General features: G+C 64.4%; 22 protein-coding genes. 14 read left to right on the top strand and 8 right to left on the bottom strand.

The genetic code is table 11. The annotated features are described in order from the left end of the window. Positions 1-137: 137 nt before the first annotated feature. Positions 138-1,226, bottom strand: a complete 1,089-nt coding sequence (gene rlmB, locus DDQ68_RS11845; protein WP_342767394.1) for a 23S rRNA (guanosine(2251)-2'-O)-methyltransferase RlmB — start codon at positions 1,224-1,226, stop codon at positions 138-140. Beyond that, positions 1,172-2,446, bottom strand: a complete 1,275-nt coding sequence (locus DDQ68_RS11840) for a GWxTD domain-containing protein (protein WP_109656493.1) — start codon at positions 2,444-2,446, stop codon at positions 1,172-1,174. The genes rlmB and DDQ68_RS11840 overlap by 55 nt, the downstream gene beginning before the upstream one ends. 741 nt (positions 2,447-3,187) lie before the next feature. Here DDQ68_RS11840 and DDQ68_RS11835 point away from each other — a divergent pair. Both DDQ68_RS11835 and DDQ68_RS11830 read left to right on the top strand, forming a co-directional pair. Beyond that, complete coding sequence (locus tag DDQ68_RS11835) at positions 3,188-4,453, top strand: O-antigen ligase family protein (protein ID WP_109656492.1); 1,266 nt, start codon at positions 3,188-3,190, stop codon at positions 4,451-4,453. Positions 4,454-4,601: 148 nt separating this feature from the next. Continuing rightward, a complete protein-coding gene (locus DDQ68_RS11830; protein ID WP_109656491.1) occupies positions 4,602-5,828 on the top strand; it encodes a glycosyltransferase family 9 protein in 1,227 nt (408 codons plus the stop codon). 222 nt (positions 5,829-6,050) lie between these two features. Here the strand turns inward: DDQ68_RS11830 and DDQ68_RS11825 are convergent, their stop codons facing one another. From DDQ68_RS11825 to DDQ68_RS11815, 3 genes are all read right to left on the bottom strand, one after another. Further along, positions 6,051-9,050, bottom strand: a complete 3,000-nt coding sequence (locus tag DDQ68_RS11825) for a glycosyltransferase family 117 protein (RefSeq protein ID WP_109658413.1) — start codon at positions 9,048-9,050, stop codon at positions 6,051-6,053. Between the two features lie 325 nt (positions 9,051-9,375). After that, positions 9,376-9,753, bottom strand: coding sequence for a T9SS type A sorting domain-containing protein (locus DDQ68_RS11820; protein ID WP_109656490.1), 378 nt, complete (start codon positions 9,751-9,753; stop codon positions 9,376-9,378). A 151-nt stretch (positions 9,754-9,904) separates the two neighbouring features. Next, complete coding sequence (locus tag DDQ68_RS11815) at positions 9,905-10,663, bottom strand: biotin--[acetyl-CoA-carboxylase] ligase (RefSeq protein ID WP_109656489.1); 759 nt, start codon at positions 10,661-10,663, stop codon at positions 9,905-9,907. Between the two features lie 66 nt (positions 10,664-10,729). Here DDQ68_RS11815 and rsfS point away from each other — a divergent pair, with 66 nt between their 5' ends. The 7 genes from rsfS (at position 10,730) to DDQ68_RS24425 (ending at position 17,445) form a co-directional block, all read left to right on the top strand. Then, the gene (rsfS, locus tag DDQ68_RS11810) at positions 10,730-11,110 is read left to right on the top strand and encodes a ribosome silencing factor (protein ID WP_068235924.1); all 381 of its coding nucleotides are present in this window, start codon (positions 10,730-10,732) and stop codon (positions 11,108-11,110) included. 195 nt (positions 11,111-11,305) lie between these two features. Further along, positions 11,306-13,426 (top strand): ATP-dependent zinc metalloprotease FtsH, encoded by a 2,121-nt coding sequence (ftsH, locus tag DDQ68_RS11805; RefSeq protein WP_109656488.1) that lies wholly within the window; start codon positions 11,306-11,308, stop codon positions 13,424-13,426. Between the two features lie 374 nt (positions 13,427-13,800). Beyond that, the gene (locus tag DDQ68_RS11800) at positions 13,801-14,484 is read left to right on the top strand and encodes a LutC/YkgG family protein (protein ID WP_109656487.1); all 684 of its coding nucleotides are present in this window, start codon (positions 13,801-13,803) and stop codon (positions 14,482-14,484) included. Further along, entirely contained in the window at positions 14,481-15,269 is a 789-nt protein-coding gene (locus tag DDQ68_RS11795; RefSeq protein ID WP_109656486.1) for a UDP-2,3-diacylglucosamine diphosphatase, read from the top strand. Before DDQ68_RS11800 ends, DDQ68_RS11795 begins: the two co-directional genes overlap by 4 nt. A 10-nt stretch (positions 15,270-15,279) precedes the next feature. Beyond that, positions 15,280-16,194 carry an NHL repeat-containing protein gene (locus DDQ68_RS11790; RefSeq protein WP_109656485.1) on the top strand — a complete coding sequence of 305 codons (915 nt, stop codon included), beginning with the start codon at positions 15,280-15,282 and terminating at the stop codon, positions 16,192-16,194. Positions 16,195-16,414: 220 nt separating this feature from the next. Then, positions 16,415-16,918: an alcohol dehydrogenase catalytic domain-containing protein gene (locus tag DDQ68_RS24430; RefSeq protein WP_342767393.1), complete on the top strand. Its 504-nt coding sequence runs from the start codon at positions 16,415-16,417 to the stop codon at positions 16,916-16,918. A gap of 59 nt (positions 16,919-16,977) precedes the next feature. Continuing rightward, positions 16,978-17,445: an MDR/zinc-dependent alcohol dehydrogenase-like family protein gene (locus tag DDQ68_RS24425; protein ID WP_342767392.1), complete on the top strand. Its 468-nt coding sequence runs from the start codon at positions 16,978-16,980 to the stop codon at positions 17,443-17,445. 143 nt (positions 17,446-17,588) lie between these two features. Here the strand turns inward: DDQ68_RS24425 and DDQ68_RS11780 are convergent, their stop codons facing one another. Both DDQ68_RS11780 and DDQ68_RS11775 read right to left on the bottom strand, forming a co-directional pair. After that, positions 17,589-18,323, bottom strand: a complete 735-nt coding sequence (locus DDQ68_RS11780) for an SDR family oxidoreductase (protein WP_109656484.1) — start codon at positions 18,321-18,323, stop codon at positions 17,589-17,591. Between the two features lie 235 nt (positions 18,324-18,558). Then, positions 18,559-20,091: a carbon-nitrogen hydrolase family protein gene (locus DDQ68_RS11775; RefSeq protein WP_109656483.1), complete on the bottom strand. Its 1,533-nt coding sequence runs from the start codon at positions 20,089-20,091 to the stop codon at positions 18,559-18,561. A 571-nt stretch (positions 20,092-20,662) separates the two neighbouring features. On the opposite strand from DDQ68_RS11775, the gene DDQ68_RS22830 reads away from it, so the two are divergent. From DDQ68_RS22830 to DDQ68_RS11765, 3 genes are all read left to right on the top strand, one after another. Further along, positions 20,663-20,824, top strand: a complete 162-nt coding sequence (locus DDQ68_RS22830) for a hypothetical protein (RefSeq protein ID WP_162549649.1) — start codon at positions 20,663-20,665, stop codon at positions 20,822-20,824. A gap of 225 nt (positions 20,825-21,049) precedes the next feature. Next, on the top strand, positions 21,050-22,780 hold the full coding sequence (locus DDQ68_RS11770) for a PSP1 domain-containing protein (RefSeq protein ID WP_109656482.1): 1,731 nt from the start codon (positions 21,050-21,052) through the stop codon (positions 22,778-22,780). A gap of 20 nt (positions 22,781-22,800) precedes the next feature. Beyond that, complete coding sequence (locus tag DDQ68_RS11765) at positions 22,801-23,316, top strand: gliding motility lipoprotein GldH (protein WP_109656481.1); 516 nt, start codon at positions 22,801-22,803, stop codon at positions 23,314-23,316. 73 nt (positions 23,317-23,389) lie between these two features. Here DDQ68_RS11765 and DDQ68_RS11760 read toward each other — a convergent pair whose 3' ends face one another. Next, positions 23,390-23,584 (bottom strand): cold-shock protein, encoded by a 195-nt coding sequence (locus tag DDQ68_RS11760; RefSeq protein WP_109656480.1) that lies wholly within the window; start codon positions 23,582-23,584, stop codon positions 23,390-23,392. A gap of 147 nt (positions 23,585-23,731) precedes the next feature. Here DDQ68_RS11760 and DDQ68_RS11755 point away from each other — a divergent pair, with 147 nt between their 5' ends. Then, on the top strand, positions 23,732-24,979 hold the full coding sequence (locus tag DDQ68_RS11755) for a hypothetical protein (protein ID WP_109656479.1): 1,248 nt from the start codon (positions 23,732-23,734) through the stop codon (positions 24,977-24,979). Positions 24,980-25,161: 182 nt separating this feature from the next. After that, a complete protein-coding gene (locus tag DDQ68_RS11750; RefSeq protein WP_109656478.1) occupies positions 25,162-25,749 on the top strand; it encodes a DinB family protein in 588 nt (195 codons plus the stop codon). The last annotated feature ends 344 nt before the right edge of the window (positions 25,750-26,093 follow it).

Raw genomic sequence — 26,093 nt, 5'->3', positions numbered from 1 at the left:
CGATTGCGAATGTTTCCATTAGGTCAGCTTCGTATTTATAACTGACTCGGTTATTTAGCCAACCAAATAAGGTGAGGAGGATAATGCAAAATAATAGCCAATTCAGTACTCGGTTCGCCACTGAATCAACACGATAACTATTCTGATGCTACCCGCTGGCGGGCCACTTCAAATAGCATGATGCCCGCTGCCACGCTCACGTTCAGCGACTGGATTTGGCCGGTCATGGGCACTTTCAGGCGCACGTCGGCCAGGCGGAGGAGTTCGGGAGCGATGCCGTCTTCTTCCGAGCCCATGAGCACGGCCACGGGGCCCGAGAAATCGACCTCGGCGGCGCCCACGGCTTCGGTGGCTTTTTCGGAGCAGGCTACCACCGTTACGCCCGATTGCTGGAGGAAGCGAATGGTTTCCTGCAAGTTGGCCTCGCGGCACACGGGCAAGATATTGAGGGCCCCGGCGGAGGTTTTGAGGGCGTCGCCGTTGATTTGGGCGGCGCCGTGGCTGGGCACTACCAGCGCCTGCACGCCCAGGCACTCGGCGGTGCGGGCAATGGCGCCGAAGTTGCGTACGTCGGTGATGCGGTCGAGCAGCAGCAGGAACGGCACCTTGCCTTCCTCAAACAAGCCGCTGAGCAGGTTGTCGAGCGGAGCGTAGTCGATGGGCGACACGAAGGCCACCGCGCCCTGGTGGTTTTTGCGGGTAAGGCCGTCGAGCTTTTCCACCGGCACCTGCTGTACCTGAATACCGGCTGTGCGGGCCAGCGTCGAGATGTCGCCCACGAGGCTGTTTTTGGTGCCGCGCAGCAGGAAGATTTTTTCCAGCGTGCGGCCCGCGTTCAGCGCCTCCAAAATGGGGCGCAGGCCAAACAGCATGTCGATGCTGCGGTCGGGCTGCGGGGCCCTATTCTCGTAGCGAGGGCGCTCGTCGCGGTCGAAATGCCCGGAACGCTCGCCGCGCTCGGGTCGGTCCTGGCGGTAGGGGGGGCGGGCGGCGCCGTCGCGGCGGGCGGGGGCGCTGCTGCGGTCGGGCTGGTCGGGCTGGTTGTCGCTGCCGCCGCGGCCGCGGGGGCGGGCACGCGCTTCTTCGGCAAAGCCGTCGGCCGCGTCGCGGTCGGGGCGGAATTGCTTGGGCGTGACGGGCCGGTTTTGCTCGTCGTAAAAGCGGCGGCCAGTTACCGGCCGCTGGGGTCGGTCGGGGCGCTCGGGGCGGTCTGTGCGTTTCTCCATTGCTCCACGGCGCCGAACCAAGGTTTTTCGTACTCGGGGCGGCGCACTAATTCGTAATTATCCGGTGCAAAGGTACTCGGCCGGGGCCGGAAGCTGAAGGTGAGGGGCCCCGCGTTGCCCACGTTGGCGTACGACCACTGCTCCTCGCTGCTGGCCAGGCGGCGCACGCCCTGCGGGGCCCCCAGCACCACGTATAGCAAGCCGCGGTCGGTGAGGAAGCCGGCTTTGTGGGCGGCAAAGAGGCGGTTGGCGGCTGCCACGCGGCCGTAGTAGTTGCGAATCATGGTTTTGCCCAGCGGCTGGTTGTCGTGGGCGGCGTTCAGCCAGAAGCCGTCCACGGCGCGCTTGGGGTCGGCGGCGGCGGCCAGGCGCTGGTGCTCGGCGGTGCTGGTGAGGTAGCGCAGGGGCTCGACGAGCTGCTTGGCGGTGCGCAGGTTGGGGTAGTCGCCGTTTACCACTAGCAGGGCTAGGGTGCGCGGGGCCTGGCCGCCGAGGCCGCCCACGCGCAGAGCCAGCAGGCTGGGGTCGTCGCAGCGCAGCAGCTGGCCGGTGCGGGCCGCGGCCGAGTCGAGCAGGGGCAGGGTTGATGGGGGCCCTACTACGGTGGCGGGGTTCGTCATAGGCGGCAGGGCGGGGGTGGGCGGCACGGCGTAGCGCCGCAGCCGCAGGGGCTGGATCAGCCCGTAGTTATCCACCCGAAACGTCTCGCCGGCCCGCACGTAGCCGCGCAGCAGCGGCAGCCCTGCTGAGTCGGTGACGATGAACGGGCGGGCCAGGCGCTCGGCCGTGAGGGGCAGCCAGGTGGTGGTGGCCGCGTTTTGCGGGCCCCCGGCCGGGCCCACGGGGCCCACCTGCACTTGCAGCACGGTGCCCACCGGTACCCGCGCCGCCGCCACGCAGAAGCTGGCGCGGGTGCCGCCCGTGGCGTCGGGCCGCCGGTGCTGCCGTGCCCGCGGGATGCTGTCCTGCCACTGTGGGGCGGGGGCCTCGTAGCTGGCCCAGGCCGCCACGCGCAGCTGGCCCACGGCCGTGCCGGCGGGCAGGCGCACGTACAGGCGCAGGCTGTCGACCTCGCGGCGCACGTCCAGCATCACGCGCGGCACGTCGCGGTAGAGGCCCGCAAAATCGGGGCGGGGTAGGGCCTGGGCCCCGGCGGCCAGGGGCAGCGCGGCCAAGCAGGGGGCGGCCAGCGCCAGCGCCCAGGAGAGAAAACGGTTCATGCCAGGGTGTACGTAGTTGGGGCCCCAAACATATGCACAAGGCCGGCGGTGGCGGCCGTGGCCCGCCGCCGCCCCGTCACTTTTAAGCTTGCCGGGGGCCGATATTATTTCAAGTGAGGCGTTCGGAGGCCTGTTCCAACGCGCGCAAGGCTGCCCCGCCTTATTGCTGTAGGGTTGCGCTTAGAGCGGTTTCCAAGTCAGGGTACAGCTTGTTGGGTGCGGGCTGCCGGCTTTTCGCCGGCTGTCCGCTCGTCGGTAGAACTACCGGCGCGAAAGGCGAGCGGACAGCCGGCAAAAAGCCGGTAGCCCGCCCTGTGCACTGACTTGGAAACTACGCTTAGCGGTGCGTTTGCGGCCCGGTGCGGACTGCGCGCGCAGGGCATTGCACCAAATTATGCGGTCCGATTAGCCGGTTCGGCTCTGCTGTTAGTTGCCAAGGCCTTGCCTGAAATGCGTTAATTTCCGGAACGAACAGGATTTGCGGAAAGTGTGCTCCCACCGAAATCAAATTTGGACTGCGGCGGCAGGGTGGGCGTTGCCGCCCCGGCAGCGGCGTGCAAAGGAGGCTGCTTCACGTATCTACCCGGAAGTGGTTGTTGCTTTGCGGGGGTTCGAGGCCGTGCGGTGCGGCCCCGAAGCCCTGCCAGGGGCCCTAAATGCTTCGTGCCAGGCACGATATCCGCAGGGCCATGCGTTGTTGTCCCGCTACTAATTGTGCCACGTCCGGCCGCCATTTGCCGTATGAAGAGGTTTTTTTCTGAAACGAGAGCACGGCAGCTGGGCGTATTTTGGGGCACGGTCATCATCGCCGGAATTTTCGTGTCGGACTACGTGCGGGTGCTGCCGAGCATCGGTATCGCCGGGCTGTTTGTGAGCGGCGTGGGCTACGCTGTGGCCCACCGGCGCATTGCCCAGCGGGCCCACTGGCCCCTGCTGCTGAGCTTCGTGCTGGTTTATGGGCTGCACGTGGGCACGGCGTTGCTGCACGTCGGCTGGGCGAACGAAATTTTCCAGCGCGACGCGGTGCTTCAGCTGCCGTTTTTGCTGCTGCCAGTGGCGTTTTTGCTGTTGCCCAGCTGGTTGGCGGTGCACAAGCGGGTGCTGTGGCTTGTGCTCATCGGCGGTTGCCTGGGGGCCGCGGCCCGGACCACGGCGTACTACCTGCTGCACCAGGACATCATCGACCAGAGCTACTTGCACTCTAAAGTGATGCCCACCGTGCCCGACCACATTCGGTTCAGCCTGCTGGTGAGCATGGCCGTGCTGGCGGGGCTGGTGCTGACGCTGAACAAGCAGCTGGCCCCGCGGCTGCGGCTGGCTACCCTGGCGGGCGTGGTGCTTCTATTTTTGTTCCAGCACCTGCTGGCCGTGCGCAGCGGCATCGTGACAATGTACGCCGCGGGGGCCCTGTGGCTGGTGTGGCTCGGGTGGCAGCTGCGGCACTGGCGCGTAGCGCTGGCCGGGGCCGGGCTGCTGCTGCTGCTAGGGGGGGCGTGCCTGCTGCTGTTTCCCACGCTTCAAAATAAAATCATCGTCACCCGCTCCGACGCCGAGCAGTTCGATTCCGTCGGCGCTGCCAACTACTATTCCGTCACGGCGCGGGTGTATTCGTACAACGTGGCCTGGGCCCTCATCAAGCAGCGCCCGCTGCTGGGCCTGAGCAAGATAGAGCTGGAGTCCGCCATGGCCCGGCAGTACCACGCCATGTACCCGGGCATCGAGCCTGCCCACTACTTGCTGCCGCACAACCAGTTCCTCTACAACCTAGCGGCCTACGGCGTGGTGGGGTTGCTGGTGTTCGTGCTGGGGTTCTACTACGCGCTGTGGGAGGGCATCCGGCAGCGCAACCTCATGCTGCTGCTGATGTACTCGATTGTATCGCTTTCCTTCATGGTCGAGTACACGCTGGAAACGCAGATTGGGGTATTGATTGGCCTGTTTTTCATCCTGCTGGCCGCAGCCCCCGTCGCGCCGGCTGGGGCCCCAGGGGCCCCCGTGCCCGACTAAGGGGCGGTTCGGGCGTAAAAAAGACCGTCATGCTTCGGCTCTACTTCGTTCCGCTCAGCATGACGGCCCTCTTTGCGTCGTTCGCATCAGGCTTTAGGAGCCCCAGACTGCCCCAGACCGCGGCGGGCCTCGCCGTAGCTTTGCCGCCATGTTCAGCTATTTGATTAGCCGCTTCCGCCAGTTTCGCCGCCAGCGCCGGCAGGGCGGCCAGGTAGCGGCCCTGAGCCAGGCCGACGCCACCGCCCTGGCCGCGCAGGCCCCGCCCGACCCGGCCCGGGTGCTGGTGGTGCGCAACGATTCCATCGGCGACTACCTGCTCTACCGGCCCTGGCTGCGCCAAATGAGCGCCGCGGTGCGCGGCCGCGGCCAGCGCCTCACGCTGGTGGCCAATGCGCTGTGGGCCCCGCTGGCCCGCGCCTGGGACGCTGACGTATTTGACGAGCTGGTGGTGGTGGATTTCGGCCGCTTCGCTAAAGATTTGGCCTACCGCGCCGAAACCCTGGGGGCCCTCGGTGCCCTGGGCTTTGGCGAAATCGTGTACCCGCTCCACGCCCGCGAGGCGTCGGTAGAAAACTTCATCCGGTTCCTGGGGGCCCCCGTGCGCGTGGCCAGCCAGAGCGGGCAGCAGGGCCCCTGGGTGGAACTCATCAACGCGTGCTACACCCGGTTGCTCCCCAGCACGCCGGCCGTGCTGTTCGAGTACGACCGCAACCGCGAGTTCTTTGAAAACTGGCAGCGCGGTGCTATCAAAACCGACGCGCCCCTGGTCCTCGTGCCGGGCGGCACGGCCGCCGCTGTGCCGCTGCGCCTGCCCGCCGCTGTGCACGAAGCGGCGGTGGCTGAGGCGGCCGCGGGGCCCTACATCGTGCTGTTCCCGGGGGCCAGCGCCCGGCAAAAGCGCTGGCCCACCGGGCACTTTGCGCAGCTGGCGCGGGGCCTGTACCGGCACTTTGGGGCCCGGTACCGACTCATCATCGCCGGTAGTGCCGCCGACGATGCCCACGCCCAGCGCATGGTGCAGGCCGCCGGCCCGGGCGTACCTCTGGAAAATCGCTGCGGCCAAACCGATCTGCCCGGGCTGGCTGCGCTGGTGGCTGGGGCCCGGCTGCTCATCAGCAACGATACCGTGGCGGCCCACCTGGGGGCCCAGGCCGGCGTGCCCCTGCTGGTGCTGCTGATGGGCGAGAACTACGGCAAGTTCTTCCCGTACCCCGCTGCTTTGCTGGGGGCCCCGTGCCGGTGCCTGTTCCCGCCCAGCCAGGAGGCCCGCTTCGCCCGAGGTGATTTCAGCACCCCGGCCCGCGACCCGCGCATCGACCAAATCGCGCCCGCCCGGGCGCTAGCCGCCGCCATCGAGCTGCTGCCTTCGGTATAGAAAGCTGGGGGTTATACTCGTCACGAAGTAGGGTGCGGGGCTTGTCCCCGCCCGTCGTTGAACGAAAGCCGACTGAACCGTTCAAGGACGGGCGGGGGCAAGCCCCGCACCCTACTTTGTTTTCGCATCCCACTTCGTAAGCAGTATAATTCTACCCAAAAAGGGCCGGCCCGCAGCAATGCGAGCCGGCCCTTTTTGGGTGGTGCTGGGGCCCCGGCCCCGCTACCGCTGCCCTTGCAGGTAGGGCTGGAGCACAGCAAATGCTTTTTGGGCCCGTACGGTGTCGCCGGCCTGCATGGCCGAGCGGTACACGTACTGGAGGTTGACGAGGTGCAGGCGCTGGTCGTAGTCGAAGAGGCTGCCGTCGGGGCGGGCGGCGTAGTACGAGAGCATCTGGATGGAGCGGCGCGTCATGGTGTCGAGGATTTCGTCGGCGCGCTGCTTCTCGCCGCCCGCGATGAGGGCCGGCACCAGCTGCGGCGAGTAGTAGTCGTAAGGAATGGCCTTGTCGGGCATCACCTGCAAGCAATAGTCGGCTACCTCCTTGGCCTTGGCCTTGTTGCCGCGCTCGAGGTAGGTGTTGGCGAGGCGGGCAAACTTGTCGCGGTAGTTCGACGGAAACTTCAGGTTGTTCTCGTCGTAGAAAATCTTGTCGTTCGTCAGGCCCCGGTAGCTGAAAGTTTTCATCAGCTCGCGGTAGTTCAGGTCGAGGTCCACGTAGCCGTCTTCGCCCTGGGGCGTGTAGTTGGGGTCCTTCAGCGGCAGCAGGCGGTAGGCGAGGCCCTCGAGCTGGAAGTAGGGCTGGAGGTTCATGTAGTCGCTCGGCGTGACGGTGGAGCTGAAGTAGATGGGCCGCTTCCAGTTGTTGGTGGCAATCATGTCGAGAATCACCAGGTTTTTCTTCTCGATGCCGCGCTTGCCCATGCTCCAGTCCATGCGGTCTACGAGCTGGTTCTCGCGGCCCTTGGGGATGAGGCCCAGCTTCTTAAACGCCGTCGTATCCACGGGCAGGTAAAAGTTTGGTGTTGGAAACGACATGATGCCGGGGCCGTCTTCCTGGTACTGCACTTGCAGCAGCGGGTTGTTTTGCTGCACCAATTGGATGAACTGCTTCACGTCCACGTCCTTCACGGCCGGGTTCTGGGCGAAGGGCAGGTAGTCGTTGGTGCCCTGGGCGTAGGCCTTGTCGCCCATCGTGATGGGCAGCGGTTGCGAGAGGTACGAGCGGCGCTTCATCTGCTGGATGTACCAGTCGGTGTTCAGGTAGCTGAGCACGGCCACGCGCACGTCGGTGCGTACCCCCTCCACCTCCTGGACGTACCAGAGCGGGAAGGTATCGTTGTCGCCGTTGGTGAACAGGATGGCATTCGGGGCACAGCTATTGAGCAGGTTCTTAGCCGAATCCACTGAATTGTAACGGCCCGAGCGGTCGTGGTCGTCCCATCCTTGAGCCGCCAGAATGCCCGGCGCTACCACGCCCAGCGCAATGGCAATGGCCGCCCGGGGCCCCTCGTTCTTAATGACCGAGCGTAGCAAATCGGCGATACCGAGCACGCCCAGCCCAATCCAGATGGCGAAGGCAAACGTGGCCCCCGCAAACGTGTAATCACGCTCGCGCGGTTCCAGCGGCGGCTGGTTGAGGTATACGATGATGGCCAGGCCGGTGAGCAGGAACAGCAGGCCCACCACCAGGGCGTCCTTGCTGTCGCGCCGGCTCTGGAAAAACAGGCCGATGAGCCCCAGAATCAGCGGGATGGCGAAGAAGTTGTTGTGGGCCTTGCTCATCCCGATGCGCTCGGGCAGGCTGTGGGCGCTCGGGCTAAAGGGCGTCACCACCCCGGCCTGCTGCACGTCGGACTCGCGCCCCACGTAGTTCCACATGAAGTAGCGCCAGAACATGTGGCCCATCTGGTAGCGGAACAAAAACGACAGATTCTGGCCCATCGTCGGCTTCACACCTTCTTGAACGTCCACCCATTTTTGATATTCCTGGAGGTGGCCCGGTAAATTGCTGTAGAGGCGCGGGAGCAGCATGTTGTCCTCGTCGCGGTAGCCGGCTTCCTGGGCGCGGGGCAGCACCTCGTCGTAATTGTTGGTAGTTGTGTTGCGTACGTAGCGCGGGGCCCCGGGCTCGTTGTGGTCGGGCTGGGCATTGAACTGGGGCCCGTAAAGCAGTGGCCGCGAGCCGTACTGCTCGCGCTTGAGGTAGCTCACGAAGCTCAGCACGTCCTCGGGGTCGTTCTCGTTGATGGTGGGGTGGTACGACGAGCGGATGGGCACGATGAGGTAGCTCGAATACCCGATCAAAATAAACGTGAAGCACAGCATGGCCGTGTTCAGGAGCTGACTCTTGCGCCGGAACGAAATCCGGAACCCGTACACCATCAGGCCGATGAGGGCCACCACGAAGATGACGAGGCCCGAGTTGAAGGGCAGGCGCACGGTGTTCACAAAGAATACCTCGAAGTAGCCGGCCAGCGTGGGCAGGCCCGGGATGATGCCCACCAGCACGGCCGCCAGCAGCACCAGGCACACGGCCATCACCAGCACAATGCCTTTCACGTTGGGGTTGGGGTTGCGGCGGTAGTAGTAGATGAGACCCAGGGCCGGCAGCGTGAGCAGGTTCAGCAAGTGGACGCCGATGCTGAGGCCGATGACGTAGGCAATCAGCACGATCCACTTGTCCGAGTCGGGCTCGGCGGCGTGGCCTTCCCACTTCAGCATGAGCCACACCACGGCCGCCGTGCATAGCGACGACATGGCGTAGACTTCTCCCTCCACGGCGTTAAACCAGAACGAATCGGTGAAGGCAAACGCCAGGGCCCCAATGGCGCCCGCGCCCAGAATAAGCAGCGTGTCGGTGTTGGTGGGCACCTCGGTGGGCGTGTTCACGGCCGAGCGGCGCAGCACCAGCTTGCTGGCCATGCGCGTAATGCTCCAGAACAAAAACAACACGGTGAAGGCGCTGCTCAGCCCCGAAAGGGCGTTGACGAGCACGGCCACTTTGGTGGTATCGCCGAATGAAAACAGCGAGAACAGCCGCCCCAGCAGCAGGAACGTGGGGGCCCCGGGCGGGTGCGGCACCAGCAGCTTGTAGGCGCAGGCAATAAACTCGCCGCAGTCCCAGAACGAGGCCGTGGGCTCGAGCGTGCTGAGGTAGGTGGCGGCGGCGATGGCGAACACGAGCCACCCGACGAGGTTGTTTAGTCGTTGGAAACGCATAAAAAAAGTAGTGCGGCCCCGGCACCCCGTGGGGGCCCGCGGGCAAATCAGGAAGGGCCGGGCGCGGCTGGGAAAGTTCAAAAGTAGGCACGGGCGCCGGGCCACCCGCCCGATCAGCCCCGGGCGCCGGCACGTCCATAAACACCGAAAGCAGCCGGGGGCTGCTTTCAGGAAACGAAGAAGTGCGGGCGGGGCCTTTTAGACCCGAGCAGCCGGCTTTTCGCCAGCTGCCCGGTAATCTTTGAACGCAACCGGGGCCCTGAGGGCGGCGCAACCCGTCGCAGCGATCAGCGGGCAGCCCGCCGCAACCCAAGGCCCCGGGCCGTCAGTTTTGCAGCACCAGGCGCTTGGTGCTGGCTACTTTGCCGTCCACCACCAGGCTGTAGAAGTACAGGCCGCCGGGCAGGTCGGTCAGGTTCAGACCGGGAAAGCTGGTGTCGGGGCGCAGGGCCACGGAGCGGATTTCCTGGCCGATGACGTTGCTCAGGCGCAGCAAGTAGGCGGGCCCCGGGGGCTGGCGCAGCTGCACCGTCACGAAGCCGCGGCTGGGGTTGGGATACAGGCTCAGGCCGAGGGCCTCGCCGGGGCCCTGCGCCGGGCCCGCCAGGAAAGTGAGCGGCTTGGGCGTGCGGGCCGCGGCCGGTTGGGCCGCGGCCAGCGCGCCCACGGCCAGCGCCAAAAAAAACGGAGTAAATATTTTCATCTTTTATGAAATATGAAAAGCGGAAGAAAGCCGGGCACGCCAGCAGGCCCGCCACGGGGCGCGAAGTGGCGGCATCCAATGGCCCAAGCCAGCCTAAGTCAAGCACCGTGCCGGGCTGCGGGGTAGATGCGCAAACCCGCCAAAAGGTTGCCTACACGTGCCGAATCTCCTGCAAGCCGAACCGGCGCACCGCCCCGTCAATCTCCACCGCCAGCCGGCCATCTTCGCCCACCCCGACAATCTGGCCGTGCACCCGCTGGCCGGCCACCTCGTAGGCGTGGGGCTCCTGGTAGCGGTACAGCACCTGTAGATAGTCGCGGCGCAGGGCCCCCACCTGGCCGGCCCGTAGCTGAAGGTAGCGCCGTTCCAGGCACTCGAGCAGGCGGGCGGCCAGGGGCCCCAGGTCGTAGGCGCGGCCGGTGAGGGCGGCCAGCGACGAAGCCGTGGCGATGCCAAACACCAGCTGGTTCACGTTCAGGCCAATGCCCACCACGCTGTGCTGAATCTGGGCCCCGCTCAGCGCGTTTTCGATGAGGATGCCGCCCAGCTTTTGGCCGCCGTAATACAGGTCGTTGGGCCATTTCAGGCGCAGTGCGGGGGCGGGGCCCAGTAGCGCGGTGGCCCAGTCGTGCACCGCCAGGGCCACCGCTTGGCTGAGCAAAAACTGCTGGCCGGCGGCCAGAAACGTGGGCAGCCACACCACTGAAAGGGTCAGGTTTTCGCCGGCGGCGGCCTCCCATTGGTTGCCGCGCTGGCCCCGGCCGGCGGTTTGGTGGCCGGTGGCTACGGTGCAACCTTCGCTGGCCCGGTTTTCGCCAAGCAGGCGCTGTGCCTCCGCGTTGGTAGAGCCGCACGCGGGCAACCACAGCAGCTGCTGGCCCGTGAACAGGGTTTGGGGACTAATTTCCATCACCTTTGTTGTGTAACTTGTATTGAGGGCCTCGGCGGAACCGGGGCTCAAACCTAATTATACCTTATGAAAAGCACCTTGGTCCGGCAGGATTCGGACACATTGGCAGACGTAGTAGTGCGCGGCATGCAGGACAAAAAAGCTTCTGACATCGTCGTACTCAACTTAAAAGAGCTGAAAAACGCCGTGGCGGATTATTTCATCATCTGCTCGGCTAATTCCGATACCCAGATTGATGCTATCGCTCGCTCGGTGGAAGAAGAAGTAGAAAAAGTCACCGGCGACTATCCCTGGCAGACCGAGGGCCGCACCAACCGCGAGTGGGTGCTGCTCGACTACGTGGACGTGGTGGTGCACGTTTTCCTGCGCGACCGCCGTAAGTTCTACGCGCTGGAAGAATTGTGGGGCGATGCCCAAATTTCGTACATCGAAGAGGTAACGGCCTAGCACGGGCCTGCCGCTTTGTTTTTAAGCATTTTCGGGACGGATTTTGTTGCCGTTGGTGTTAGGTGACTAGCCCGGGCGCCCAACGAATGGCGCGCCGGCCGGTTAGCCCAAAGTAAAACCGTGCTGGCTGCGTCTACCCCGACGGGCCCCGGGCCTCATTCCCGTAAAAATCCGTGCTTTTTAACCTCGTGTCTTATGTCTGATAAAACGCCTAACGGCACCAACAAGCGGAAAAAACCGACGCCCAGCCCCACGCCCCGTCCCGGGGTGCAGCTATGGGTGCTGGCGGGCTTGCTCGTGTTCATGTTCGGGGTGATGTTCGTGAGCAACATCAACCAGCCCGCCAAAATTAACCAGCAAAAATTCGAGCAGATGCTGGCCGCCGGCGATGTCGGCAAGATTACCCTCGTCAACGAGAAAGAGGTCGACCTGTCGCTCACGCCGGCCGCCCTGGCCAAAAGCCAGTACGCCACCGAGCTGGTGCGCAAATCGCCTTTTGGAGTGAGTGGCGACGCCCACTTCTACTTCCCTATCGTCGACGCCAAGCTGTTCCAGGAAAATCTTGATCAGCTGCAAAAAGCCACGCCCTTGCCCCAGCGCCTCGCCCTCAACATCGAGTCGCGCGAGGGCCTGAGCGACTTCATCGGCAAGTGGGGCCTGCTGGCCCTGCTCGTGGTGGGCTTCATCTTTATGATGAAGCGCATGGGCGGTGCCGGGGGGCCCGGCGGCCAGATTTTCAGCATCGGCAAGAGCCGCGCTGCCTTGTTTGAGGGCGGCGACAAGGTGAAAATTACGTTCAAGGATGTGGCCGGGCTGGAAGAAGCTAAAGAGGAAGTGCAGGAGATTGTTGAGTTCCTCAAAAACCCTAGCAAGTTCACTGTACTCGGCGGCAAAATCCCGAAGGGCGCTCTGCTCGTGGGCCCTCCCGGTACCGGTAAAACCCTGTTGGCCAAGGCTGTAGCCGGCGAGGCCGACGTGCCGTTCTTCTCGCTCTCGGGCTCCGATTTCGTGGAGATGTTTGTGGGTGTGGGCGCGGCCCGGGTGCGCGACTTGTTTAAGCAAGCCAAAGCCAAGGCGCCGTGCATCATCTTCATTGATGAGATTGACGCCGTGGGCCGCTCGCGCAGCAAGGGTAACATGCCCGGCGGCAACGATGAGCGCGAGAACACGCTGAACTCGCTGCTGGTGGAAATGGACGGCTTCGGCACCGATTCGGGCGTTATCATTCTGGCCGCTACCAACCGGCCCGATACCCTGGATTCGGCCCTGTTGCGCCCCGGCCGCTTCGACCGCCAAATCAGCATCGACAAGCCTGATATCAACGGCCGCACCCAAATTTTCCAGGTGCACTTGAAGCCCTTGACCCTGGGCCCCGACGTGGACGCCAGGAAGCTGTCGGCCCAAACGCCGGGTTTTGCGGGCGCTGAAATTGCCAACGTCTGCAACGAAGCGGCCCTCATCGCCGCCCGCCGCGACAAGAAATTCATCACTAACCAGGACTTCACCGATGCCATTGACCGCGTAATTGGGGGCCTGGAGAAGAAGAACAAAATTATTTCGCCCAGCGAAAAGCGCATCGTGGCCTATCACGAAGCCGGCCATGCCATCGTGGGCTGGTTCTTAGAGCACTGCGACCCGTTGGTGAAGGTTAGCATTGTGCCCCGCGGCGTGGCTGCGCTTGGCTACGCGCAGTACCTGCCCAAGGAGCAATTCTTGTACAACACCGAGCAGCTGATTGATGAGATGTGCATGGCCCTGGGCGGCCGCGCCGCCGAAGAGCTGGTGTTCGGCAAAATCTCGACCGGGGCTCTGAGCGACTTGGAGCGCATCACCAAGATGGCCTACTCCATCGTGACGATGTACGGCATGAACTCGAAGCTCGGCAACGTGTCCTATTACGACTCGAAGGGCCAGAACGAGTACGGCTTCTCGAAGCCTTATTCGGAAGCTACGTCGCAAATGATTGACGAAGAAGTCCGTACGATTATCGAGCAGGCCTATGTCCGCACCAAGGAGCTGCTCAACGAGCGCCGCCACGAGCTGGAGGTAATTGCCAAGGAGTTGCTGGAGAAGGAGGTGCTGCTGCAAGACGACCTGGAACGCCTGGTGGGTAAGCGCCCCTACGGCGGCCAGACCAACTATCAGGCCCACATGGCCGGTACCGACCGTAGCGAAACCGCCGGTGAACTAATCAACGAGCACGCCGGGACCACTATCGGCAGCGATTTACCCGATTTGCACCTGCCCGGCCTCGACACTGGCAACGGCCCTAGCGAAGCCGCCGCTCCCAGCGGCAGCGCCGTAGCTGGCGTTTAGCCAGCCATTTATTTCAACAAAAAACCCGCCCTCGGTCATCGAGGGCGGGTTTTTTTGGGCCTCGCAAGCTCTGCGGGTTCCCAACTCAGTCATTATAGGAGTGCGTGAGGCAAATCCAGCCTGGAGCCAGGGTGAGCGCTATCGGCGGTACTTGGTACGTTGGATAAAACGAATGCAGAAAGTAAATGGTCATTTTATAGGCAAATAGCTAAGTGGAAAGGAATTGGTGTTGTACCGCTCGTGAAGGTAAGGATAAATAAATGCCGCGCCCCGCGTAAAATATGCGCGGCGTAGCCCCCGAAACCGCCGCGCCGGGGCCCCGGCGCGCTGGCCCGGCCCCGGCCGTATCTTCGTCACCTTGTTTCCTTTACCGCATGATTCCTGAATCTTCTGCCGCCGCAGCGCGCACCGCCGTGCTGGCCCGTATCCGCCAGGGGCTGGCGCAGCCTGCGCCGCAGCCTCCGCGCCCCGATTTTGGGGCCCCCGTGCATCCGCCGCTGCCGGCCGACCTCGCCGTGGCGTTTGCCGAAAGTTTCGTGCGCGTGGGCGGCGTGTTTTTCTATTGTGCTTCCGAAGCGCATTTTATCGCCCAGCTGAGCGCATACCTGAAGGAGCAGCAAATCGGCCGCTTGTTTGCGTGGGAGGCGGCGCTGCAACGCGTGCTTTATACCGGCCACGTAACGTTTGTGGCCGACGAAACCGAATTTCTACCCCACGCCGACGCCAGCCTCACCACCTGCGAGGCCTTGGTGGCGCGCACCGGCAGCTTGCTGGTGGCCCCAGCCACGGCCAGCGGCCGCCGCCTCAGCGTGTACCCCGACCAGCACTTGGTGCTAGCCCGCACCGGCCAGGTAGTGGCCGAAATCGGCGATGCGCTGCGCGGGCTGCAAGCCCGCTACGGCGCCAGCCTGCCCTCGATGACCTCGCTCACCACGGGCCCCAGCCGCACCGCCGACATCGAAAAAACCCTGGTGCTGGGGGCCCATGGCCCGCGCCGGCTGGTATTATTCCTCCTTGACGACGCGCCCGACGTCGGGGCCCCTGACGCTGCTGCATGAGCCCACTGCCCGCCACCTTGCCCCCGCTGGCCCTGCCGCCCGGCCGCCGGGTGTACTTCGCTTCCGATTTTCACCTCGGCACGCCCGACGCGGCCACGTCGGCGGTGCGCGAGAAGCGCATTGTGCGCTGGCTCGACATGGCGGCCCGCGACGCGGCGGCCATTTACCTGGTCGGCGACCTGTTCGATTTTTGGTTTGAGTACCGCCACGCCATCCCGCGCGGCTTTATCCGGCTGCAAGGCAAGCTGGCCGAGTTGGCCGACGCGGGCCTACCGATTTACATCTTCACCGGCAACCACGACTTGTGGATGTTCGGCTACTTCACCGAAGAGCTGGGGATTCCGATTTTGCGTGAAGCCGTGACGCAGCAGATTGGTAACCAACTGTTTCATATTGGGCATGGCGACGGCCTGGGGCCCAAAGATCGCAGCTACAAGGCCCTGAAAAAGGTGTTTACCTCCGACCTGGCGCAGTGGCTCTTTGCCCGGCTGCACCCCAACCTGGGCATCGGTCTGGCCAGCGGCTGGAGCAAGCGCAGCCGCATTCAAAATACGGCCGTCGATGCCAAATACTTCGGCGAGGACGAGTGGCTGCTCGTGTACTGCCGCGAACTGGAGGCCCGCCAGCACCACGACTACTACGTGTTCGGCCACCGCCACCTGCCCCTCGACCTGGCCGTGGGCCCCGGCAGCCGCTACGTCAACCTCGGCGAGTGGGTCAATTATTGCTCGTATGCCGACTACGATGGTAACGACTTGGTTTTGCGGTACTTTGAGCAACAGTAGCCACTGCGCATTGCGCGCGCTGGGGGGGCTATTATTAGCCGCTGGGTCCCTGGGAGCCCAGGCCCAAGCCACCCTGCCCAGTGCCGCCTCGGTGGCCCCCGCCGCCGTTGTGGCCCCCGTGGAAGCCCCGCGCCCGGCGGCCGCGGCCGCGCCGGCTGAGGTGCCCGCCACCGGGGCCTGGGCCCTGGTGCGCACCCTGCGCCTGCCCAATCCCGGCGCGGCCTCGCTCGACCGGCGCGGGGGCCTGTACGTGGCCGATGCCGACAACAACATCCGCCAGTTTGGGCCTGAAGGCTTGCCGCTTAACACCTACGCGCCCGCTCAACCCGGCCACGTGGGCCAGCTCGAAGCCTTCAACCTCACCAACACGCTCGTTTTTTACGACGACCGCCAGCAGCTGGTGCTGCTCGACCGCTTTCTGGCTCCGCTGAGTGAGCTGCGCTTGGCCGACTACCTCGACGGCACGGTGCGTGTGGCCACGCTGGCCCCCGACAATCAAATCTGGCTACTCGACGAAAGCACGCTCACATTGCGCGAGTTCGACCCTGGCACGCTACGCCTGGTGCAAAATACGCCCCTCGACTTGCTCATTGGCCGTACGCGGCCCGACTTCCGGTTTATTCGCCAGTACCAGAATAACACGTACCTGGTCGATAAAACCACCGGCGTATACGTATTCGACAACCTGGGTAATTACAAGAAAAAACTGCCTTTGCCGGGGCTGAATATGGTGGGCTTCCGGGGCGACGAATTGTATTATCTCGATGGTAGCCAAGTGCGGTTCTTTCACCTCTACAACCTGACCAGCCGCGCCGTAGCCCTGCCCACTGCGGCCGACGCCGGGGCCCTGCGCCAGGTGCTGGTGGGCGAGCAGTACGCCTACCTCTTCACGGCCCAGGGCGTGGCCGTGTACCGGCTGCCGTAGGGCCCCGGGTAAGCTAAGCGGTAGTAATCCTGGTGGGGGCAGGCCGTTGGAAAAGATAAACTCCTGTTCTTTTTCCCAACATCAACCCTAATTCCATGAAGGTATTAGTGTATCACGGCATGAAAGACGTGCGCGTCGACACTGTGGAAGACCCCAGGATTTTGAGGATGGCCGCGACGCCACTATCCGCGTCACGAGCGCGGCCATTTGCGGGTCCGACTTGCACATTTATAACGGCAGCCTGCCCCAGCTGCGGCCCATGGTGCTCGGCCACGAGTTCATGGGCATTGTGGAGGAAGTAGGTAAAGACGTGGGCAACAAGCTGAAGGTAGGCGACCGGGTGGTGGTGCCGTTCCCTATTGCCTGCGGCACGTGCTTTTTCTACAACCACGACTTGCCCGGCCATTATGAAAATTCTAACCCCGACTATTACAGTCCCGAGGGTAGCCTATTGACCGAAAAAAGCGGGGCCCTGTTTGGCTACACCGACCTGTACGGCGGCTACAACGGCGGCCAGGCCGAGTACGTGCGCGTACCCTACGCCGACTTGGGGCCCCGGGTTATTCTGGATTCGCTCACCGACGACCAGGCCCTGTTCCTGACCGATATCTTTCCCACCGGCTACTCGGCTACTCGGCTACTCGGCCATCGACTGGAGCAACGTGAGCGGCGGCGAAACGGTGGCTATTTCCGGGGCGGGGCCCGTGGGCATCATGGCGGCTAAATCGGCCTGGCTGCGCGGCGCGCGCCGTCATCGTCGACACGCTGCAATATCGTTTGGACATGGCTAAGAAATCGGCCAACGTGGAAACTATCCTCTGGGAAAACCACGACGACGTGGTAAAGCAAATCCGCGACATGACCACCGGCCGCGGGGCCGAAGTGTGCGTGGACGCCGTGGGCTTCGAGCCCGACCGCAGCCTCGCCGACTGCGCTAAGGCCGTGCTGAACCTGGAGAAAGGCTCACCCAAAATCACCGAAACCTGCATGAGCGCCGTGCGCCGCGGCGGCATCGTGTCGGTGGTGGGCGCGTACGCTACGCCGTTCGATAACTTCCCAGTGCGCCAATTTTCGATAAGGGCATCACTATCTGCGGCGGCCAGGCCCCGGCCCAGAAGCACATCGATAAGCTCCTCTAATACGTCATCGACGGCAAGGTGCAGTTCGACGACATCATCACCCAGCACCTGCCGCTGGCCGACGCTGCCCACGGCTACGACATCCTCCGCAACAAGAAGGAGAACTGCGTGAAGGTAGTGCTGAAGCCGTAGGGCCTCCAGCGCTTACCTACCAGCAAAAATACCCTTCGTAAGCTTGCGAAGGGCATTTTTAATTTGAAGCCAGAGCGGATCTGGCTTCGGTAAGCTATGGAAGGAGATAGTCCGGCGGAGGGCTTAGGTCAGGCCTTCGGCCATGGTGCGCATTTGAATTTCGATGATGCGCGAGCCCGGCGACTGCGTGCAGGCCAGTAGCACGGCCCCGGCTACGTCTTCGGGCTCCAGCATCCCCGACTGGGCTACGCTGTCTTCGGTGCGGCCGCGGCCGAGGGCGAATTCGGTTTTGACGCCGCCGGGGCAGATGACCCCGACCTTGATGCCGTGGGGGCGCAGCTCCTTGTCCAAGGCTTGGGCGAAGCCGACCTGGGCAAACTTGGTGGCGCAATACACCGCCTCGCCCGCAAAGCCGTATATGCCGGCCATCGACGAAAGCATGAGGATGGTGCCCGAGCCTTGCTTGATGAGGACCGGCGCAGCGTGGCGCGTAAATAGAAACGTCGAGCGCATGTTGGTGTCCATCAGGTCGTCGTATTCGTCGGCACTGGTGTTCACCAGGTTTTTGTAGTTGCCGGTGCCCGCGTTATTGAGCAGGATGTCGAGGCGGCCGGGGCCGTCCAAGGCGGCTTGCACGGCTTGGCGGGCCGTTTCCTCGTCGCGGGCGTCGCCAACGACGACGATGGGCCGGGGGGCGTGGGCCGCCAGTTCATCGGCCAGGGTTTCGAGCCGTTCGGTGCGGCGGGCGGTGAGGATGAGCTGGGCGCCTTCGGCGGCCAACGCGCGGGCGCAGGCCTCGCCAATGCCGGCGCTGGCCCCCGTGATGAGGGCAACTTTGCCAGTGAGTTTTCCTGCCATAGTGGAGGGGGTAAGTACCCGTTATTAATTAGTTTGATGTAAAGAACGTTATGCTGAGCGCAGTCACAGCATCTCTTATTCGGAGTTAACTACAAAATTCATAGTTAGTTACTTAGCATATATGCTTCAACAAGCTCAGTATGACTGTCTGTTTTAACATAAGCTATTCACCAACGGGTACTTATGGAAAGAAAGTAAGAAATTGAAAAAGCGCGGGCCGGGGCCCGGCAGGGCCCTAGTGCTTGGGCATCATCTCGTTAGATGAGAGCCGGTACATATCGTGGCGGCGGTTGCGCAGGTTCTGTACGCTGCCGCTGTGGCGCAGGCGGTCCAGGATAGACAGGTCCACATCGGTTACGAGGATCATCTCGGTGTTGGGGGTGGCCTCGCTTTTCACGCCGGTGGTGGGAAAGGCGAAATCGCAGGGCGTAAGCACGGCACTCTGGGCGTACTGGATGTCCATGTTCTTGACCCTGGGTAAGTTGCCCACCGAGCCGGCTATCGCCACGTAGCACTCGTTCTCGATGGCGCGGGCCTGGGCGCAGTGCCGCACCCGTGAGTAGGCCGTCTGGGTATCCGTCAGAAAGGGTATAAACAGGATGTTCATGCCCTGGTCGGCCAGCAGGCGGGCCAACTCCGGAAACTCCGAATCGTAGCAGATGAGCACCCCGATGGGGCCGCAGTCGGTATCGAACGTTTGGAGGCGGGTGCCGCCGCGCAGGGCCCAGCACTTGGCCTCGTTGGGCGTCACGTGGATTTTCTCGTAGCGCTCCACTGAGCCGTTGCGGCGGCACAGGTAGCCCACGTTCAGCAGGTGGCCCTCGTCGGCTACCACGGGCATCGAGCCGGTGATGATGTTGATGTGGTATTTCACCGCCAGCTTGGTAAAGCGGGCCAGTATCTCGTCCGAAAACTGGCTGAGCTTGCGAATCGCGTCGATTTCAGCCAGCTCGTTCGTCTCCGCCATCAGCGGGCCGTGAAACAGCTCGGGAAACAGCGCAAAGTCGGCGCGGTAGGCCGCCAGCGCATCCACAAAATATTCTACTTGCTGAAACAGGTCTTCGAGGCCGTCGTAGAGGCGCATTTGCCACTGCACCAAGCCCAGGCGCACCTGGGTTTTCTGGGCCACGGGCGGGGCCGGGCGGGTGTCGTAGAGCATGTTGTCCCACTCCATCAGCAGGGCGTAGTCGCCGCTGGCCTCGTCGCCGGGCAGGTAGTTGCGCAATACCCGCACCGCGTGGAAGTCGTTGGCCAGCTGAAAGTTGAGCGCTGGGTCCACGATTTCACGGTCCTTCACCCGGCGCACGTACTCCTTCGGCGACAGCTCGTGCTGGTACTCGTGGTAGCCTGCAATGCGCGCTCCGAAAGCAATGGCGCGCAGGTTGAGGCGCTCGCACAGCTCCTTGCGGGCATCGTAGAGGCGGCGCGCCAGCCGCCGCCCGCGCATGGCCGGCACCACAAACACCTCGATGCCATAAAGCGTATCTCCGGCCGGGTCATGGGTCGAGAAGGTATAGTCGCCGGTAACCTGCCGGAACGTGTGCTGGTCGGCCAGCTTCTCGTGGTCGATAACGAGGGCCAGCGCGGCGGCCACCACTTCCTCGTTGACCGTTACCACAAACTGGCCTTCGGGAAAAATGGTCACCAGCCGGGCTAGCTGCTCGCGCCGCCAGTAGGTGGCCATGCGCGGGTAGGCTTGCAGCATGGCGGTTTTCACCGCCTCATAGTCAGTAAGTTGAAGATGTCGGATTTCAATAAGCTCGGTCATAAAGTCTTGTGTAGGAACAGTAGTTAAGCTAGAAAAGCGGCCGGCCACTGGGTAGTCCCGCACCGGTTCCTTTTGCCAGTTACTACTATACCTACGCGGAAACAACTGTTGCCGCCGGGTTTGTAACCAGTTTTCTGGTCGGTACCATGCCTGCGCGCTGGCCTGCTCGCCGGGGGTAGGATGGTACTTTTTGCCGTGAAGGATGGGCGGGCTACCGCTGCCAAATGATAAGAGGTACAAGGTTGTTGCGTGCGCCGCCGGGGCCCTGCGCAATGCAGTAGCCCCGCCGCCGATGAAAAGTCGGTGTGGTCTAAAAAGGGGTGGTCCGGTGAGTTGCCCGAAGGGCTTCGTCGGGCTATTCTTGCTGAAAAACAGTGGCTCCGAGACGTCGTCGGAGTGGCCCGACGACGGAAAAAGCCGCCGGACCATCTTATTTTGGACCACCACCGAAAAGGAATTAGCCGCAGCACGTCCTGCACGTCGCGCCAGAAGGCCCGCGGCGACAGATGCCGCTGCAACGCGCCAGGCCCGTGCATTGGGGTAAGCCACTATAATAATCCGCTACCCAAACGTGCGCCGGGGTGGGGGCCCAATCCTCTGGTATGTCATCAACAGCAAAGTGCAATTCGATGGCATCATCACCCAGCACCTGCCGCTGGCCGACGCTGCCCACGGCTACGACATCTTCCGCAACAAGAAGGAGAACTGCGCGAAGGTGGTGCTGAAGCCGTAGGGCCCCCAGCGCCTGTCTGGCGCCGGCACCTCAGATTGGTTGCCTGAAAAGCCTGCGGCTCCGCCGCGGGCTTTTTTTATGGCCTTGCCGGGGGGCTGGGGCCCTAGCAGCTAGGCGCCGTTGCGGGTTGCCCGTACGCTTGCCGAAACGATTATCTTTGCTAGATTCCGAACTTTCTGCGGCCCGGATAAAGCGCCGCTTCACGATATATATACCCTCGGCCTTATGGCTTGTTCAACTTGTTCCTCCGGCGGCGGCTGCTCTACCAGTAAGGTAGGCGGCTGCGGCTCTAAAGGGGGGTGCAGTAGTGGCTGCACCCGCCTCAACGTCTTCGATTGGCTAGCCGACGTGGACGTACCCGACTCCTTCGCGGGCTTCGACATTGTGGAAATCCGCTTTAAGGGCGGCCGCAAAGAGTTCTTCCGCAACGCCGACCGCCTGCCCCTCGTCACCGGCGACGCCGTGGTGGTGGAGGCCACCGGCAGCGGCTGGCACCTGGGCCACGTGAGCCTGAAAGGCGAATTGGTGCGCCTGCAAATGCGCAAGAAGAAGGTGCCCACCGATACCAAAGACATCCGCACCATCCTGCGTGTGGCCACGCCCGACGACGAGGAGCGCTGGCAGGCCGTGCGCGACCTCGAAAACGGCACCATGTTCCGGGCCCGGGCGATGGTGGGCGAATTGCGCCTGCGCATGAAGCTGAGCGACGTGGAGTACCAGGCCGACCGCACCAAGGCCCTGTTCTTCTACTCGGCCGAAGACCGGGTAGACTTCCGGGAGCTGATCCGGCGGCTGGCCGACGAGTTCCGGGTGCGGGTGGAGATGCGCCAGATTTCGCTGCGCCAGGAGGCCGGCCGTATCGGCGGCATCGGCATTTGCGGGCGCGAGCTGTGCTGCTCGACGTGGCTTACCGATTTTAAAACGGTGAGTACTACCGCCGCCCGCTACCAAAACCTGAGCCTGAACCCTCAGAAGCTGGCCGGCCAGTGCGGCCGCCTCAAGTGCTGCCTCAACTACGAGCTTGATGCTTACCTCGATGCCCTGAAGGACATTCCGCAGGTGCAGCGCCCGCTGCAAACGGCTAAAGGCGAGGCCTTTTTGCAGAAAACTGACATCTTCCGCCGCCGCATGTGGTTCGCCATCAAGGGCGATAACAACTGGGTGATGCTGGAGGCCGCCCGCGTGCGCGAGCTGCTCGAAATGAACAAGCGCGGCGAGAAAATCGAGAGCCTGCTGCCCCCCCGCGAGGAGGAGCCGGAGCCCGAAGTATCGGCCATCGTGGAGGGCTCGCTCGATCGCCTCGATGACCAGATCCGCACCAGCGGCAAGCGCAGCAAGCGCAAAAAAGGCAAGCCCGACGGTGGTCCTGACGGTGCCCCCGAAGCCCCTGCCACCGCCGGGGCCCCGCGCCCGCCCCGCGCCGAGCGCCCCAGCACCCGCGAGCCGCGTGAATTACGCGAGCCAAGGGAACAACGCGAGCCCCGGGGGGAACAGCAGCGTGAACCACGCGAGCAACGCGAGCCCCGGGAACAACGGGAACGGGAGCCGCGCGAGCCCCGCCCCGCCGCCGAGCGCCGCCCGGCCCCAGCGGCCCCCGATGCACCCCGCGAAGCCACCGGGGCCCCCGCCGCCGGCGATGCGGCCCCCGAGCAGCGGGGCCGCCGCGGCGCCGCCGCCCGCCCCCTCAACCGCCGCAACGGCCGCGGCCGCTCGGCCGACGGCGCCCGCCCCGAAGGCGAAGCCGGCGAGCCGCGCCCGCCCCGCGCCGACCGTCCCGAGGGGCCCCGCCGCAACCCTGACGCGCCCACGCCCCGCCCCAGCGGCGACGCCGGCCCCCCCCGCGAAGGCCGCGGCGGGCGTGGCTCGCGCCGCGGTGGTGGCCGCGGTGGCGAAGGCCGCAGCGGCGGCGACGGAGCCGCCAATCCTGGAGCTGGCCCCGCGCCGGCCGGTGCCTAAGTTTTTGACAGTAAACGCTTATGCTTCGCTTTTTTGATTTGAGCTTTTTGGCCCGACCCAGGGCCTTAGTGGGGGCCCTGGGGCTGCTGGCCCTGGCCGGCTGCGACCCTAACCGCGTGTTTGAGGAGAATACCGATTTCCCCAACAACTCATGGGATGTGCAGCGCAAGCCCGCCTTCACGTTTGCTATTGCCGATACGGCGGCGCGCTACGACGTATACTTCGACGTGCGCAACGCCTCGGTGTACCCCTTTTACAACCTTTATGTGAAGGCTACGCTGACGGGCCCCGGCGGCCGCGTAGGGGCCCCGCTGCTGCACCAAATGCTGCTGATGGACCCCAAAACCGGCGAGCCCCGCGGCAGCGGCACCGGCGACATCTACGACCACCAGATTCTGGCCCTGCCCCGCCAGCGCTTTGCCCAGCCCGGCAACTACACCCTCACGCTGGAGCAGTTCATGCGCCAGGACCAGCTGCCCGGGCTGATGGCCGTGGGCGTGCGCGTGGCCAAGTACCAGGCCCCTGCGAAGAAATAACGGCCCGCGGCAAAATGCAAAAAAGCCGGTTCCGCAGTGCGCGGGGCCGGCTTTTTAATGGGCATGAAAGGGGCTACACGATGCGCGTCACCTCGACGGCGTTGGGGCCCTTTTTGCCGGCTTTAACGCTGAACTGCACCCGGTCGCCCTCCTCAATTTCGTGGATGAGGCCGGTTTGATGCACAAAAATTTCCTCCTCCGTGCCGTCGGGGATGATGAAGCCGAAGCCTTTGGCGTCGTCGTAAAATTTAACCGTACCGGTTTCCATAAGCAGCGAATCGAAAATAAAAGGGAAGCGTGGCGGCAAAAATACGGCCCCGCCCGCAACCCGCCGCGCCGGGCCCCAACCGTGGCCCGGGGGGCGCGTATAGTTTAGGCCCCCCCGGGGCTTTCTTCCTCCTTAATCTCTTCGCCCATGAGCACGGAAAACCTCAACACCGAACCGAACGAAATTGCCGGCAACCGCCCGGGTGGCCCCGCGGGCAACACGGCCACGAAACCCGTGCCCCCGGCGGGCATACCGCCCACCCATCCGGTATCGAGCGAGCAGTTGGTGGACGCCGAAATGAGCGTGGGCGAAGGTGGCGTGGACGACTACGGCCAGCAGGAAAACAAGGAGGCCGACCCCGCCGACCTCGACCCCGAGCCTAGCGACCCGGCCGCGGCCGGGCAGCCCAACGCCTACGGCGGTAATTTCAGCAACGCCACCCAGGACGTGGTCGGCGACGCGGCCCGCCTCGATAACCAGCGGGCCGACGCCAGCCGGGGCGAGTTTGGCCGCCAGGGCGATCATAATACCCACGGCGGCTACGGCAATCAAAACCGCGAGGCCGACTACGAGCCCCGCGACTCGCCCGAGGACCGCTATTACGGGGGCCCCGGCGAGCCCGGGCCCCAGCACAATTCCTACGTGCAAGACCGCGACCAGCTAATCCACGCCAACTCGCCCGACGCCGCCCAGCCGCCCGCCCCGAGCCCCGAAACGCCGGGCCCCGACGGCCGCGGCAACCAGCACGACACCCGTAACCTGCCCGGCCGCACCGACGCCCGCGCCAACCAGCAGAACGATAACAGCGCCGGCCCCGGCCAGGGCCCCGGCTACGCAGCCGACTATGGCCACACGGCCTTCGGCGGCGGTGCCCCCACGCCCACGGCGGCGCCTACCGACGTGCCCCAGCGCAACCAGGGCGAAGACGACCGCTCGTCGCGCGGGGGCTACGACAACCAGGGCTCGGCCAACGGCCCCGGCGGCTCGGCGGCTACGGGCGCGGCCCCGGCGCCTCCCGCCACGGGCGGCACCCCCGCCCCCGACGCTGCCGGCGAAGGCTACGGCGATAAGGGCCGCCAGGGCGAGGCGCACCTGCCCGACTACGCCACTGGCGACGACCGCAGCGGTTTCGGTAAGGGCCCCAACGCGGCTGAGCAAGCCATGCGCGAGGGCTTCGGCTCGAAAGGTGGTTCTTACGATGACCAGTACGCTGCCGGGCAGCCCGGCGCCACCGGCGGCTCGCCGGCTAAGGGCGACTACACGCAGCAGGAGCGCGACGCCCAAAACAGCGGCCCCGCTGCCCAGAAGGCCTTCCGCCCCGCCGGCACCCCCGACGAACAGGCTGACACGGCGCCGAAGCCCAACGCTGGCCGCGCCGAAGGCGACGAGAAGTAATCCCCCCTTTTGCCGCCAAACTCACCGCAACATGCTTCCCGGCCGCTGGCGCGTGGGGGCCCCGCTGCGCGGCCGGGCCGTTGCCTGGGGCGGAGGCCCCCCGGCAAAGAGCAGTGGGGCCCTGCCGAACCGAATCGGGTGGCTCGCTGTAATATTGCATTCCTGTAAGCGTCTTCCTGCGTATGCCCGCGCCCCCCCGTGCCACCTCCGATTTCTTCGACGACCTTACCAACGTCCTGTTGGTGCTGCGGGTGCAGGCGCAGAGTCGGTTCCGCCCGCTGGGGCCCGAGGTACTGAACCGCCGCCCCGGCCCGGGCCCGGGGCCCTGGAGCGTGGGCGAATGCCTGGAGCACCTCAACATCGTGGGCGGCTACTTTCTGCCCGCCATCGGCGCCCGCCTGCGCCGGGCCCAGGAACGCGGCAGCCAGCCCGCGCCCACCGTGAAGCCCGGCTTGCTGGGCGCCCGCCTGGTGGCCAGCCTGCGCGTGCCCGCCGCCGAAAAACCCCGCACGACGCCCCAGCGCTACGCCCCCACCGGCACCCGCCTCACCCGCACCGTCACGGAGGTGTACAGCCGCCAGCTCGACGAGCTACTGAGCTTGGTGCTGCGCGCCCGCCAAGTGAACGCCAACGCGGTACGTATCCCCAACCCGCAATTTCCCCTGCTGTGCCTACGCTTGGCAGACCAGCTCGAATACCTCGTGGTGCACTTGCAGCGCCATGCCGGCCAGGCCGAGCGCGTGCTGGCCGGGCTGCCCATGGCCTCGTAAGTAAACGGCGTAGCGTGGCCGCTGCGAGTCCGTGCGGTTGAACCATCAAAACGTAACGTCGACTTCAAAGCGGTTTCCAAGCCAGTATACTTAGCGCTGTCAAACGGAGTGCCACTCCGTTTGGCGTTCGCACGGAAACGGAGTGCCACTCCGTTCTACATGCCTTCCGCACGGGCTGCAAACTGCTGTAGCGTCGCGCTGCCCGGCAATCGTTGTCAATTGGCCAGGTGAAGCGCGAGCCACGGACTTGCAGCGCCTACGCTACCGGTGCGGCCGCAATTAATTGCGCGGCTTGTGTGGAATGTGGTAGGGTACGGCATCTTTAGGGCCTCAACCCTTCCTTC

Source organism: Hymenobacter nivis, assembly GCF_003149515.1.
In the GTDB taxonomy this organism is placed as follows: Bacteria; Bacteroidota; Bacteroidia; order Cytophagales; family Hymenobacteraceae; genus Hymenobacter; species Hymenobacter nivis.
Note: the sequence above shows the minus strand (reverse complement) of the source record. Positions and strands in the feature narration are given on the sequence as shown.